Raw genomic sequence first — 13,656 nt, 5'->3', positions numbered from 1 at the left:
GAGGCCTGATTGATGGCGCAAAAAAAGGCCGATTGCTCGGCCTTTTTTATGTGAACACCGCGTCTTGATTTCAGCCGATTGTCTGGCCGGTCTTGGCCCAGTCGGCGAGGAATTGCTCCAGGCCCTTGTCGGTCAGCGGGTGCTTGACCAGCGCCTTCAGCGTCGCCGGCGGCGCGGTGATGACGTCGGCGCCGATCAGTGCGGCCTGCTTGACATGGTTCACCGTGCGCACCGAGGCGGTCAGGATCTCGGTCTGGAAATCATAATTGTCGTAGATGGTGCGGATATCCGCAATCAGCTCCATGCCGTCCCAGCCGCTGTCGTCGATGCGGCCGACGAAGGGCGAGATGAAGGAGGCACCGGCCTTGGCGGCGAGCAGCGCCTGGGTGGCCGAGAAGCACAGCGTAACATTGACCATGCGGCCGTCCGACCGGATGTCCTTGCAGGCCCTCAGGCCGTCGAGCGTCAGCGGCACCTTGATGCAGACATTATCGGCGATCCTTGCCAGGATCTTGGCCTCCGCCATCATGTCCTTGTATTCGGTGGCGACGACTTCGGCCGAGACCGGTCCCTTGACGATCTCGCAGATCTCTCTTGTGACGTCGGCGATCTTGCCGCCGGATTTGAGGATCAGCGAAGGATTGGTGGTGACGCCGTCGAGCAGCCCCAAATCATTCAGTTCACGGATTTCCTTGACATCGGCGGTGTCGACAAAAAATTTCATGACGGTCTCCTGAAGATTTTTATCGCATCGGCCCGAAAATCGAATCGATTTTCGGAAGCACGATGCGAGGTTTAAAGTTCTAGAGCGTACTTTGTGCGTCCGGATGGACGCACGTCGCTCTAGTGCGTGTCATGCACATTTGGGGTCGGACTTTGATCTAGACCAAAGTCGGGGCAAGGTCACGCCTCATGATCGAAGATTCGCCCTTTGTCGCGGCCGCACCGGTGCTGGTGCCGATGCCCGCCGAGCGCCCCTACACCTATGCCGTGCCCGCCGGCATGCGCGTGGTGCCGGGCTCGATCGTGCGCGTTCCGCTCGGCCCGCGCCAGGTCGCCGGCATCGTCTGGGACGGAGCCGTCGAAAAGGTCGATGCCAAAAAACTGCGCCCGATCGAGCAGGTCTTCGACTGCCCGCCCATCGACCGCGCTATGCGCCGCTTCGTCGACTGGATCGCGCAATACACGCTGTCGCCGCCCGGCATGGTGGCGCGTATGCTGCTGCGGGCGCCGGAGGCCTTCGACCCGGAACCGTGGATCGAAGGGCTGCAACGCACCTTGGCCAGACCCGACCGTGTGACGGATGCGAGGATGCGCGTGCTGGAGACAGCCGAAGGCGGGCTCGCCTGGACGCGGTCCGGGCTGGCGCATGCGGCCGGCGTGTCGTCGACGGTGATCGACGGGCTGAAGGCGCAAGGCGTGTTCGAGACCGTCATGATCCCGCCGCGACCGGTGGTCGCAGCACCCGACCCAGGCTACGCCCAGCCATCGCTGATGCCGGACCAGCGCGATGCAGCCGAGATGCTGCGCAGCAATGTCGCGGCCGGCGCATTCGGCGTCACGCTGCTCGACGGGGTGACCGGATCGGGCAAGACCGAGGTCTATTTCGAGGCGGTGTCGGCGGCGCTCGACCGCGGCAAGCAGGTGCTGATCCTGCTGCCGGAGATCGCGCTGACCCACGCCTTCCTCGAGCGCTTCCAGGAACGGTTCGGCGCCAAGCCGGCCGAATGGCACTCGGACCTGCCGCCAAGGATGCGCGAGCGTGTCTGGCGGCAGGTGGCGGAGGGTGGCGTGCGCGTCGTTGCCGGCGCGCGTTCGGCGCTGTTTTTGCCGTTCAGGGAGCTTGGGCTGATCGTCGTCGACGAGGAGCACGACCCCGCCTACAAGCAGGAAGACCGCGTCTTCTACAATGCCCGCGACATGGCGGTGGTGCGCGGCCACATCGGCGGCTTTCCGGTCGTGCTCGCCTCGGCGACACCGTCGGTCGAAAGCCGGGTCAATGCGAGCCAAGGCCGCTATAGCAGGGCGGTGCTTTCGGCGCGCTTTGCCGAGGCGGCGCTTCCCGACCTGAAGACGATCGACATGCGCCGCGCCCCGCCGGCACGCGGCGGCTTCCTGTCGCCGGTGCTGCTTGGCCACATGCGCCAGACACTGGAGAAGAAGGAACAGTCACTGCTGTTCCTCAACCGGCGCGGCTATGCGCCGCTGACGCTGTGCCGGGTCTGCGGCCATCGCTTCGGTTGCCCGGTCTGCTCGGCCTGGCTGGTCGAGCACCGCTTTCGCGGCCAGCTCGTCTGCCACCATTGCGGGCACAATGAGCGGCGGCCCGAGGCCTGCCCGGAATGCGGCACGCTCGACCATCTGGTCGCCTGCGGGCCGGGCGTCGAGCGCATCGCCGAAGAGGTCGTCGCGCATTTCCCCGACGCCCGCACCATCGTCCTGTCGTCTGACCTGATGGGCGGCGTGCGGCGGCTGAGGCTGGAGCTTGAAGCCATCGCAAATGGCGAGGCCGACATCGTCATCGGCACGCAGCTCGTCGCCAAGGGCCACAATTTCCCCAACATGACACTGGTTGGCGTGGTCGACGCCGACCTCGGCCTGGCCAATGGCGATCCGCGCGCCGCCGAACGCACCTTCCAGCTACTCAGCCAGGTGACCGGCCGCGCCGGCCGCACCGGCAAGAAGAGCCTTGGCCTGCTGCAGACCTTCCAGCCCGACCACCCGGTCATGCGGGCGATCGTCTCCGGCGACGCCGAGGCTTTTTACGAGCGCGAAATCGCTGAGCGCGAGCGGGCGGTGCTGCCGCCTTTCGGCCGGCTCGCCGGCGTCATCGTCAGTGCTGCGACGCGGGCCGAAGCGGAGGGCCATGCGCGGGGTTTGCGGCGCGCCGCACCTCAGGCCGCCGATCTGTTCGTGCTCGGCCCGGCCGAGGCGCCGCTGTCGCTGATCGGCGGCCGCCATCGCTTTCGCCTGCTGATCCAGGGCGAGCGGCGCGCCGACATGCAAGGGTTCATCCGCACCATGCTGGCCGAGGGACCGAAGCTGCGGGGCTCGGTGCGCGTGCAGGTCGACATCGACCCGCAGAGCTTTTTGTGAGGCGTTTGGAGTTAGTCTAGTCGGCCGCAGGCGGGTCTTGCAATATATTCCAGCACCACACCTCGAGCGCCTCACTCCCTGTGTGGTCTCATGTGGTCATAATGCATAGCATGCATAGCGTTCCATAAAGGAGGAACAGCCCGTCATGAAGCTCTTGGTACGACGCGCATCCATACCGAGGCGGCGGTCGTGTTCGCGTTGGACTGATGCGCGCCCGTAATTCGTGACGCGCATCTGGCGCATGGCTCTTGCTTCGCTAGAATGCCCGAAATTTCGAAACAGCCATTTGCGAGGGGACAGTATGGAATTTGCGTTTCCGTGGCCGATGAGCCAGGGCGAGTGGCTGGCGTGGTCGAGCGCCGTCGTGACCTTGCTGTTCGGGCTGATGTTGTTCCTGGCGCCGGCACTGGCTTTCCGGATACTCAGACTGCAGGTCAAGCCCGAAAAGGCGGCGGCGATCGCCGAAGGGCGCGGCAGGATGTCAGGCTTCTATCTCGGCGTCGGCCTGTGCTGCATTCTGCTGGCGCAACCGCTGCTCTACATGGCGCTTGGCTTTTCCTGGCTGTTCACCGCCTTCGGTCGCCTGCTGTCGATGATGTCGGACAGCGCCAACACACCTTTCAACTGGGCGTCCATCGTGGTCGAACTGGTGCTGGCGGCGCTGCCGCTTGCCTTCGCTTTCGGCTTTGTGCCTTGAATCAAAGGCTAATTCGGGACCGGCGGTCGAACCGCGCCGCCGGATGCGACAATAGTGCCTGAAAACCATGCGGGGCGACGCATTGCGGTCTTAAAATGCCTGTGCTAGACGGCAATCGACTTTCGGCCGGGGATAGCGGAAGCCGCGTCTTCGTGCTTGGAAAAATGCAGTAAGGTCAAAGATTTAGCCAGAGTTTTCGCTCGCGCCAATAATCTGCGGCCTGTCAGACAAGAGAAAAGACGGTCCGTGGCCCAATCGTCATCGCCAATCTCAGGTGTCGCAGAGCGCTATGCGGGTTCGCTGTTCGAGCTCGCGCTCCAGGCGAATTCGGTCGGCCAGGTCGAGGCCGACCTCAACAGTTTCGCGGCGATGCTCGAAGGCAGTGCTGATCTGACCCGGCTGATCAATAGCCCGGTGTTCTCCAGCGAGGACCAGGCCAAGGCCATTGCGGCGATCGCCGACAAGGCAGGGATCACCGGCCTCACCGGCAATTTCCTGCGCGTCGTCGCCCAGAACCGCCGTCTGTTCGCTATTCCCGGCATGATCAAGGCATTCCGCCAGATCGCCGCCGAGCATCGTGGCGAGACCGCCGCTGAAGTGACCTCGGCGCATGCGCTGACCGACGCCCAGCAAACCGAGCTGAAGGCGGCGCTGAAAAGCGTTGCCGGCAAGGATGTCGCGATCACCGTGACCGTCGATCCGTCGTTGCTCGGCGGGCTGGTGGTCAAGATAGGCTCGCGCCAGATCGATACGTCGCTCAAAACCAAACTCAATTCGCTCAAGCTTGCACTGAAAGAGGTCGGCTGATGGACATCCGCGCCGCGGAAATTTCCGCAATTCTGAAAGACCAGATCAAGAATTTCGGCAAGGAGGCCGAGGTCTCCGAAGTCGGCCAGGTTCTGTCCGTCGGTGACGGCATCGCCCGCGTCTACGGCCTCGACAATGTCCAGGCCGGCGAGATGGTCGAATTCCCCGGCGGCATCCGCGGCATGGCGCTCAATCTCGAAGCTGACAATGTCGGCGTCGTCATCTTCGGCGCCGACCGAGACATCAAGGAAGGCGATATCGTCAAGCGCACCGGCGCCATCGTCGATACGCCGGTCGGCATGGGCCTGCTCGGCCGCGTCGTCGATGCGCTCGGCAACCCGATCGACGGCAAGGGCCCGATCCAGGCGACCGAGCGCAAGCGCGTCGACGTCAAGGCGCCCGGCATCATTCCGCGCAAATCGGTGAACGAGCCGATGTCGACCGGCCTCAAGGCCATCGATGCGCTGATCCCGGTCGGCCGCGGCCAGCGCGAGCTGGTCATCGGCGATCGCCAGACCGGCAAGACCGCGATCATCCTCGACACAATGCTCAACCAGAAATCGGTGCACGAGCACGGCCCGGAGAAGGAAAAGCTCTACTGCGTCTACGTCGCCGTCGGCCAGAAGCGCTCGACCGTTGCGCAGTTCGTGAAAGTTCTCGAAGAGCGCGGCGCGCTCGATTATTCGATCATCATCGCCGCCACCGCTTCCGATCCGGCGCCGATGCAGTTCCTTGCGCCGTTCACCGCCTGCACGATGGGCGAATATTTCCGCGACAACGGCATGCACGCGCTGATCAGCTACGACGATCTGTCGAAGCAGGCCGTCGCCTATCGCCAGATGTCGCTGCTGCTGCGCCGCCCGCCTGGCCGCGAAGCCTATCCGGGCGACGTCTTCTACCTTCATTCGCGCCTGCTGGAGCGGGCCGCCAAGCTCAATGACGACAATGGCGGCGGCTCGTTGACGGCTCTGCCGATCATCGAGACCCAGGCCAACGACGTGTCGGCTTATATCCCGACCAACGTCATCTCGATCACCGACGGCCAGATCTTCCTGGAAACCAATCTGTTCTTCCAGGGCGTCCGCCCGGCGGTCAATGTCGGCCTGTCGGTGTCGCGCGTCGGCTCCTCGGCGCAGATCAAGGCGATGAAGCAGGTCGCCGGCTCCATCAAGGGCGAGCTCGCGCAGTACCGCGAAATGGCGGCCTTCGCCCAGTTCGGCTCCGACCTCGACGCCGCGACGCAGCGCCTGCTCAACCGCGGTGCACGCCTGACCGAACTCCTGAAGCAGCCGCAGTTCTCGCCGCTCAGGGTCGAAGAACAGGTCGCGGTGATCTTCGCCGGCGTCAACGGCTATCTCGACAAGTTGGCGATCGACCAGGTCAGCAAATTCGAGCATGGCTTGCTCAGCCACATGCGCTCGGCCGGCAAGGAGGTGCTCGACGGCATCCGCAAGGAGAAGGCGCTGTCGGACGATCTGCGCGCCAAGCTGAAGGCGGAGATCGACACCTTCGCCAAGACCTTTGCTTGAACGACGGCCGGACGGACGGGATCAGGTTTGAAGCATGCCTTCACTAAAAGACCTTCGTAACCGTATCGCCTCGGTCAAGGCGACGCAGAAGATCACCAAGGCGATGCAGATGGTCGCCGCGGCGAAGCTGCGCCGCGCGCAGGAGGCGGCGGAAGCAGCGCGCCCCTATTCGGAGCGCATGGGCGCGGTGCTGGCCAACATCACCCAGGCGATCGGCGGCGGCGGCGAGGCCCCGGCGCTGATGACCGGCACCGGCAAGGACGACGTGCATCTGCTCGTCGTCTGCACCGCCGAGCGTGGTCTGTGCGGCGGCTTCAATTCGCAGATCGCACGCCTTGCCCGCGACCACATCCGCAAGCTTTTGGCCGACGGGAAACAGGTCAAGATCATCTGCGTCGGCAAGAAGGGGTTCGACATCCTGCGTCGCGACTATGCGGCGCTGATCCTCGAGCGCGTCGACTTGCGCGAGGTGAAGACGCTGGGCTTCGTCAATGCCGATGGCATTGCCAAGAAGGTCATCCATCTCTTCAACGAGGGCGGCTTCGACATCTGCACGCTGTTTTACTCGCAGTTCAAATCGGTGATCAGCCAGATCCCGACAACCCAGCAGATCATCCCGGCAGGCGTGGCTACCGCTACCGCCGAAGCGACGGACGGCGGCAGTGCCGTCTATGAATACGAGCCGGAGCCGGGCGAAATCCTCTCCGATCTCATTCCGCGCAACATTTCCGTACAGGTTTTTCGCGCCCTGCTCGAAAACGCCGCCGGCGAGATGGGCGCCAAGATGAGCGCCATGGACAATGCGACGCGCAACGCAGGCGACATGATCAACAAATTGTCGATCACCTACAACCGCCAGCGGCAGGCGCAGATCACCAAGGAATTGATCGAAATCATTTCGGGCGCCGAGGCGCTCTAGGCGCGCTCCCATGAAGGTCGGCGACCTTCAGGCGGATCGCGTGAGAAACAAAGAGACGAAAAGGGTAAAGACGATGGCGAAAGCAGCGACCCCCCAGAAGGCGGCCCCGAAGACCGCCGCGACGGCGGCAGCACCGGCAAAGGCTCCGGCAGCCGCAGCGAAGGCGGCTCCGGCCAAGAAGGCGGCAGCGCCCGCCAAGGCTGCCGCGGCGAAGGCGCCGACCGTTGCCATCAACAAGACCGGCCTGGCTGGCAAGGTTCGCCAGGTCATCGGCGCCGTTGTCGACGTGCAGTTCGGCGAACATCTGCCGGCGATCCTGAACGCCCTGGAAACGTCCAATGTCGGCAATCGCCTCGTGCTCGAGGTGGCGCAGCATCTCGGCGAGAACACGGTGCGCTGCATCGCCATGGACTCGACCGAAGGTCTGGTTCGCGGCCAGGACGTCTATGACACCGGCGCGCCGATCACCGTGCCGGTCGGTCCGGGCATGCTCGGCCGCATCATCAACGTCATCGGCGAGCCGGTCGACGAGGCAGGCCCGGTCGACGGCATCGAGATGCGCTCCATCCACCAGCCGGCGCCGACCTATGTCGAGCAGTCGACGGAAGCACAAATCCTGGTCACCGGCATCAAGGTTCTCGACCTGCTGGCACCCTATGCCCGCGGCGGCAAGATCGGCCTGTTCGGCGGCGCCGGCGTCGGCAAGACGGTGCTGATCCAGGAATTGATCAACAACGTCGCCAAGGCGCATGGCGGCTTCTCGGTGTTCGCCGGCGTCGGTGAGCGCACCCGCGAAGGCAACGATCTCTATCACGAGTTCATCGAGTCCGGCGTCAACAAGAAGGGCGGCGGCGAAGGATCCAAGGCGGCGCTGGTCTATGGCCAGATGAACGAGCCGCCGGGCGCACGCGCCCGCGTCGGCCTGACCGGGCTGACTGTTGCCGAATATTTCCGCGACCAGGGCCAGGACGTGCTGTTCTTCGTCGACAACATCTTCCGCTTCACGCAGGCGGGCTCCGAAGTGTCGGCGCTGCTCGGCCGTATCCCCTCGGCCGTGGGCTATCAGCCGACGCTGGCCACCGACATGGGCGCGCTGCAGGAGCGCATCACGACGACGACCAAGGGCTCGATCACCTCGGTGCAGGCTATCTACGTGCCGGCCGACGATCTAACCGACCCGGCGCCGGCGACCTCGTTCGCCCACCTTGACGCGACGACCGTGCTCAACCGCGCGATCTCGGAAAAGGGCATCTATCCGGCCGTCGATCCGCTCGATTCGACCTCGCGCATGCTCGACCCGATGGTCGTCGGCGAAGAGCACTACCAGGTCGCCCGCCAGGTGCAGTCGATCCTGCAGCGCTACAAGTCGCTGCAGGACATCATCGCCATCCTGGGCATGGACGAGCTGTCGGAAGAGGACAAGCAGACGGTGGCCCGCGCCCGCAAGATCGAGCGCTTCCTGTCGCAGCCCTTCTTCGTCGCCGAAGTGTTCACCGGCGCGCCGGGCAAGCTGGTCGATCTCGCCGACACCATCAAGGGCTTCAAGGGCCTCTGCAACGGCGACTACGACCACCTGCCGGAAGCCGCCTTCTACATGGTCGGCGGCATCGAAGAAGCGGTCGAGAAGGCACAGCGCCTGGCGGCCGAAGCGGCGTGATTGGTGAATGGTCAATAGTGAATTGTGAATGGGGAGCAGCGGACAGGAAATCGAGGCTGAGTGAAGGTCTTTCGGACCATTCACCATTCACCATTCACCATTCGCTGAGTTGATCATGCCTGAAGCTTTCAAATTCGAACTGGTCTCGCCGGAGCGCCTGCTGGTTTCCGAGCAGGTCGAATCCGTCGTCATTCCCGGCGCCGAAGGCGAAATGACCGTCATGGCCCATCACGCGCCGGTCATGACCACGATCAAGCCCGGCGTCGTCACGGTGAAGACCGCAGAAGGCAAGGCAGAGCGCTACGTCGTGTTCGGCGGCTTTGCCGACATTGTTCCGGCCGGCTGCACGCTGCTGGCCGAATCGGCTGTAGCCGTCGGCGACATCGACCGCGCCGACCTCGCCCGCCGTATCCAGGAAGCCAGGGAAGACGTCGCCGACGCCAAGGACGACGAGACGCGCAGCAAGGCCGAGCAGTTCCTTAGCCAGCTCACCACACTCGAAGGCGCGATTTTGCCGGCATAGGGCGGGGCGCCCTCTTGCCTTCTCCCCTTGTGGGAGAAGGTGGATTGGCGCGCAGCGCCAAGACGGAAGAGGGGTGTTGGACGGAGTGCTGTCGGCGCCAAGCTGGAGCACCCCTCATCCGACCTCGCTTCGCGAGGCCACCTTCTCCCACAAGGGGAGAAGGTAAGTGCCTCAGCCCGTTCGCGATCTACCGCGCGCATGGCGCGTTGCAGGCCGGCCTCAGAGCTTTTCGCCCTCAATGCCCAGCGCTGTGAAAGCAGCAGCCACGCCGCCCTGGCGCAGGCGTTCGAGATGGGCGGCCGCGAGGTCGATCAGCGTCAGGCGCTCGGCACCGCCCTTGGCGAAGCCGGCCAGGTCGAACATCGCCACCACCGCTTCGCCAGCCGACAGATGCCGAGTGTCGAGTGCGGCCAAAGCCAAGTCGAGCGGGTCGGTGAAGTGGTTTTCCGGCAAGGCTTTGCCGCGCGCCTCGCAAGCCGCGATCCAGGCGGCCACCACCAGCATCAGATAGGCGGGCGGGGCACCGTTACTCATCCGCTCCATTGCCGAGGCAATGATGCGCTGAGGCAGTTTCTGGCTGCCATCATTGGCGATCTGCGCCGTCCGATGGGCGAGCGCGGTGTTCGAATAACGCTTGGCGAGCTGGGCCGTGTAGTCGGTCGTGTCGAGCCCGGCGTCTTTCGGCAGTGTCGTGATCGCCTCGGCCCACAATCCGTCGACGAATTGCCGGATCGCCGGATCGGCGAAGGCGCGGTCGACCGTCTCATAGCCGCTGAGCAGGCCAAGATAGGCGATCGCCGAATGCGAGCCGTTGAGCAGGCGCAGTTTCATGTCCTCGAACGGCCCGACGTCACCGACCATGGTGACGCCGAACCTTTCCCAGGCCGGCCTGCCCGCCGGGAAATCGTCTTCGACCACCCATTGGCAGAACGGCTCGGTCATGACAGGCCAGGCGTCGACGACGCCGAGCTGGCCCGATATCCGTGCCCGGTCGGCATCGGTGGTCGCCGGCACGATGCGATCGACCATGCTCGACGGAAATGCCACCTCGTCAGCGATGTGGCGGGCGAGATCGGTACCGCGCAAAGCGCCGAATTCGACCAGCAGCCGGCGCAGCGTGGCGCCATTGGCAGGGAGATTGTCGCAGCACAGCACGGTGAATGGCTGGATACCGGCGACGCGGCGGCGCGCAAGCGATTCGGCCAGAAAACCATGCGCCGTCCGCGGCATTTGCGGGTTGGCTAAATCGTGGACGATGTCGGGATGGGCTGTGTCCAGTCCGCCACCCGCCGCCCTGAGATAGGCTTTTTCGGTGATCGTCAGTGTGACGATGGCGGTGCGCGGATCAGTCAGCGCGGCCAGCACCGCACCGGGATCTTCCGGCGCCACCAGCATCGACAGGATCGAGCCGACGACGCGCAGGCTTTCGCTGTCGCTGCTCCTGACCGCCAGCGTGTAAAGTCCGTCCTGCGGCGCCAGCGCGTCGCGTGTGTCGGCGCTTCGCAGCGAGACGCCGACAATGCCCCAATCCGTCTCTCCTGCCTCCAGGCAGTCGTCGACATAGGCTGCCTGATGGGCGCGGTGGAATGCGCCGACGCCGAGATGGACGATGCCGGGTACGACACGGTTGCGGTCGTATCCGGGGACCGCGACCGAAGCCGGCAATGCCTGCCGCGTGCTGTTGGAAAGGCGTCTGTCTGTCATCGTGCGATGGGTCTGATCGAGCTCGTGCCGGGCGTGGCCAGCATGCGGCGTAACATCCGTTTCGTTCCCGCACAATGGGCTGACGCCGCGTTAAAGTCATCATACAACAATCTATTTTTTGTATGTTGACATTATTTCTTTCCGATCCTACCGATGGCCGGGTTGGGAGGAACGACGTGGCCGCATTGACCGATCCGGATCTGCTGTTTCCCTCGGAGGCGCGTCCGCTGTCGCTCGCCCGCGATCTCTACGCCGCTGTCAAGGATCTGCCGATCGTCAGCCCGCACGGTCACACCGATCCGCGCTGGTATGCGCTCAACGAGGCGTTTTCCGATCCAGCGCAATTGCTTGTTGTGCCGGACCATTACATCTTCCGCATGCTGTTCAGCCAGGGCGTCCGGCTCGAGGATCTTGGCGTGCCAACGCTCGACGGCTCACCGGTGGAGACCGACGGCAGGACGATCTGGCGCCGCTTCGCCGAGCACTATTATCTGTTCCGCGGCACGCCGACGCGGTTATGGCTCGACCATGTGCTTGCCTACCTGTTCGGCATCGAAGAGCCGCTGACGGCCGCAACCGCCGACGCCCACTACGACACGATCTCGACCTTGCTGCAGTGGGAGAATTTTCGCCCGCGAGCCCTGTTCGAGCGCTTCAACATTGAGGTCATCGCGACGACCGAAGGCGCGCTCGACGATCTCAGATGGCACCAGATGATCCGCGACAGCGGCTGGGAGGGCCGCGTCGTCACCGCCTATCGGCCGGACGCCGTCGTCGATCCCGATTTCGAAGGCTTTTCTGCCAATCTCGATCGGCTCGGCGACATCACCGGCTGCGACACCGGCAGCTGGGCCGGCTATCTCGATGCGCATCGCCAGAGAAGGGCCTTCTTCAAAAGTTTTGGCGCGACCGCGTCGGATCACGGCCATCCGACGGCAGAGACCGCCAATCTGTCGGATGCTGCCGCGCATGAATTGTTCAACCGCATCCGCCGGGGTTCGGACGACGAGCGTGAGCGAAAACTGTTTCGCGCCCAGATGCTGACCGAGATGGCCAAGATGAGCCGCGACGACGGGCTGGTCCTGCAGATCCATCCCGGCTCCTGGCGCAATCATTCGCCTGCCGTCTTCCACAAGTTCGGCAGGGACAAGGGTTTCGATATCCCGACCAGAACCGACTATGTGACGGCGCTGAAGCCGCTGCTCGACTGCGTCGGCCTGGAGCGCGACCTTGCAATCATCCTCTTCACGCTCGACGAGACCAGCTATGCGCGCGAACTGGCGCCACTCGCCGGCGTCTATCCTGCGCTGAAGCTCGGGCCGGCCTGGTGGTTCCACGACAGCCCGGAGGGCATGCGCCGGTTCCGCGAGATGACCACCGAGACTGCCGGCTTCTACAACACCGTCGGCTTCAACGACGACACCCGCGCCTTTCCATCCATCCCGGCCCGCCATGATGTGGCGCGTCGGGTCGATTGCGCCTTTCTTGCGCGTCTCGTCGCCGAGCACCGGCTCCGCGAGGACGAGGCGCACGAGCTGGCGCTGGAACTTGCCTATACGCTCGCGAAAAAGGCGTACCGGCTCTAACGGCGCTTGCCGCCATCGTTCAAACGGGAGGAACCAATGCTGCATTTTTCTAGACTGGCGGGAGCTACGCTACTGGCCGCCGCACTGATGGCCGGAACGGCAAGCGCCCAGACGGTCCTGCGCTCGTCCGACACGCACCCGGACGGCTATCCGACGGTCGAGGCGGTCAAATATTTTGGCGAGCTTGTGAAGGAGCGCACGGCCGGCCGCTATTCAGTCGATGTCTATCATTCCGCGCAGCTTGGCGAGGAAAAGGACACGATCGAGCAGGTGCGCTCCGGCGTGATCGACCTCAACCGCGTCTCGATGGCGCCGTTCAACGGACTCATCCCCGAAACCACCGTGCCCTCGCTGCCCTACATCTTCCGCTCGGAAGACCATATGCACAAGGTCATGGACGGACCAGTCGGCGACCAGATCGCGGCGGCGTTCGAACAGGTCGGGCTGGTGCTGCTCGCCTTTTATGACGGCGGCGCGCGCTCCTTCTACAATTCGAAGAAGCCGATCAACACTGTAGCCGATATGGCCGGCTTGAAATTCCGCGTCATCCAGTCCGACATATTCGTCGACATGGTGGCCGCACTCGGCGCCAACGCGACGCCGATGCCGTATGGCGAGGTGTATTCGGCGATCGAAACCGGGGTCATCGACGGCGCGGAGAACAATTTTCCGAGCTACGACACCGCCAAGCATGCGGAAGTCGCCAAGCACTATTCGCTCGACGAGCACACGATGGTGCCGGAAGCCTTTGTCATGGCGAAGTCGAGCTGGGACAAGCTGACGCCGGAAGACCAGGCGATCTTCAAAGCGGCCGCCAAGGAAAGCGTCGCCAAGCAGCGTGAGCTGTGGGCCGCCAAGGTCAAGGAATCGCGTGCCAAGGTCGAGGCGGCCGGTTCGCAGATCACGACGCCGGACAAGCAGCCCTTCATCGACGCGATGGGACCGGTCTACGAAAAGCACGTCAAGGACGACAAGCTGAAGGCGATGGTCGAAGCCATTAGGGCCGTGCAGTGATCAGCGGGGGGGGGGGGGGGGCGCCCCCCCCCCCCCCCGGGGGGGCAGCCCCCCCCCCCCCCCCCCCACACCCCCCCCCCCCCCCCGCCCCGCCCGCGGGGGGTGTGGCGGGCCCCCCCCCCGG

11 protein-coding genes are annotated in these 13,656 nt (G+C 64.4%); 9 read left to right on the top strand and 2 right to left on the bottom strand.

Annotated elements, in window-relative coordinates; all coding sequences use genetic code 11:
• Positions 1–70 precede the first annotated feature (70 nt).
• Positions 71–724: a fructose-6-phosphate aldolase gene (fsa, locus tag AC0L3D_RS24440; RefSeq protein ID WP_023800090.1), complete on the bottom strand. Its 654-nt coding sequence runs from the start codon at positions 722–724 to the stop codon at positions 71–73.
• A 188-nt stretch (positions 725–912) separates the two neighbouring features.
• Between fsa and AC0L3D_RS24435 the strand changes: the two genes are divergently transcribed.
• The 7 genes from AC0L3D_RS24435 (at position 913) to AC0L3D_RS24405 (ending at position 9,228) form a co-directional block, all read left to right on the top strand.
• Positions 913–3,096: a primosomal protein N' gene (locus AC0L3D_RS24435; protein WP_128168585.1), complete on the top strand. Its 2,184-nt coding sequence runs from the start codon at positions 913–915 to the stop codon at positions 3,094–3,096.
• Positions 3,097–3,397: 301 nt separating this feature from the next.
• Entirely contained in the window at positions 3,398–3,793 is a 396-nt protein-coding gene (locus AC0L3D_RS24430) for an AGROH133_08824 family phage infection protein (RefSeq protein ID WP_023800088.1), read from the top strand.
• 246 nt (positions 3,794–4,039) lie between these two features.
• Positions 4,040–4,600, top strand: a complete 561-nt coding sequence (locus tag AC0L3D_RS24425) for a F0F1 ATP synthase subunit delta (protein WP_023800087.1) — start codon at positions 4,040–4,042, stop codon at positions 4,598–4,600.
• Positions 4,600–6,129, top strand: a complete 1,530-nt coding sequence (gene atpA / locus AC0L3D_RS24420; RefSeq protein WP_023800086.1) for a F0F1 ATP synthase subunit alpha — start codon at positions 4,600–4,602, stop codon at positions 6,127–6,129. The genes AC0L3D_RS24425 and atpA overlap by 1 nt, the downstream gene beginning before the upstream one ends.
• 34 nt (positions 6,130–6,163) lie before the next feature.
• Entirely contained in the window at positions 6,164–7,048 is an 885-nt protein-coding gene (locus tag AC0L3D_RS24415) for a F0F1 ATP synthase subunit gamma (RefSeq protein ID WP_473646061.1), read from the top strand.
• Positions 7,049–7,121: 73 nt separating this feature from the next.
• Positions 7,122–8,705, top strand: a complete 1,584-nt coding sequence (atpD, locus tag AC0L3D_RS24410; RefSeq protein ID WP_027154564.1) for a F0F1 ATP synthase subunit beta — start codon at positions 7,122–7,124, stop codon at positions 8,703–8,705.
• Between the two features lie 115 nt (positions 8,706–8,820).
• Entirely contained in the window at positions 8,821–9,228 is a 408-nt protein-coding gene (locus tag AC0L3D_RS24405) for a F0F1 ATP synthase subunit epsilon (RefSeq protein ID WP_027154563.1), read from the top strand.
• A gap of 219 nt (positions 9,229–9,447) precedes the next feature.
• Here the strand turns inward: AC0L3D_RS24405 and AC0L3D_RS24400 are convergent, their stop codons facing one another.
• Positions 9,448–10,932, bottom strand: coding sequence for a mannitol dehydrogenase family protein (locus AC0L3D_RS24400; RefSeq protein ID WP_473646059.1), 1,485 nt, complete (start codon positions 10,930–10,932; stop codon positions 9,448–9,450).
• 176 nt (positions 10,933–11,108) lie between these two features.
• Here AC0L3D_RS24400 and uxaC point away from each other — a divergent pair, with 176 nt between their 5' ends.
• Positions 11,109–12,518 (top strand): glucuronate isomerase, encoded by a 1,410-nt coding sequence (gene uxaC / locus AC0L3D_RS24395; RefSeq protein WP_473646057.1) that lies wholly within the window; start codon positions 11,109–11,111, stop codon positions 12,516–12,518.
• A gap of 36 nt (positions 12,519–12,554) precedes the next feature.
• Positions 12,555–13,532: a TRAP transporter substrate-binding protein gene (locus AC0L3D_RS24390; RefSeq protein WP_287050659.1), complete on the top strand. Its 978-nt coding sequence runs from the start codon at positions 12,555–12,557 to the stop codon at positions 13,530–13,532.
• The last annotated feature ends 124 nt before the right edge of the window (positions 13,533–13,656 follow it).

This window comes from Mesorhizobium sp. WSM4837 (assembly GCF_055811435.1).
Note: the sequence above shows the minus strand (reverse complement) of the source record. Positions and strands in the feature narration are given on the sequence as shown.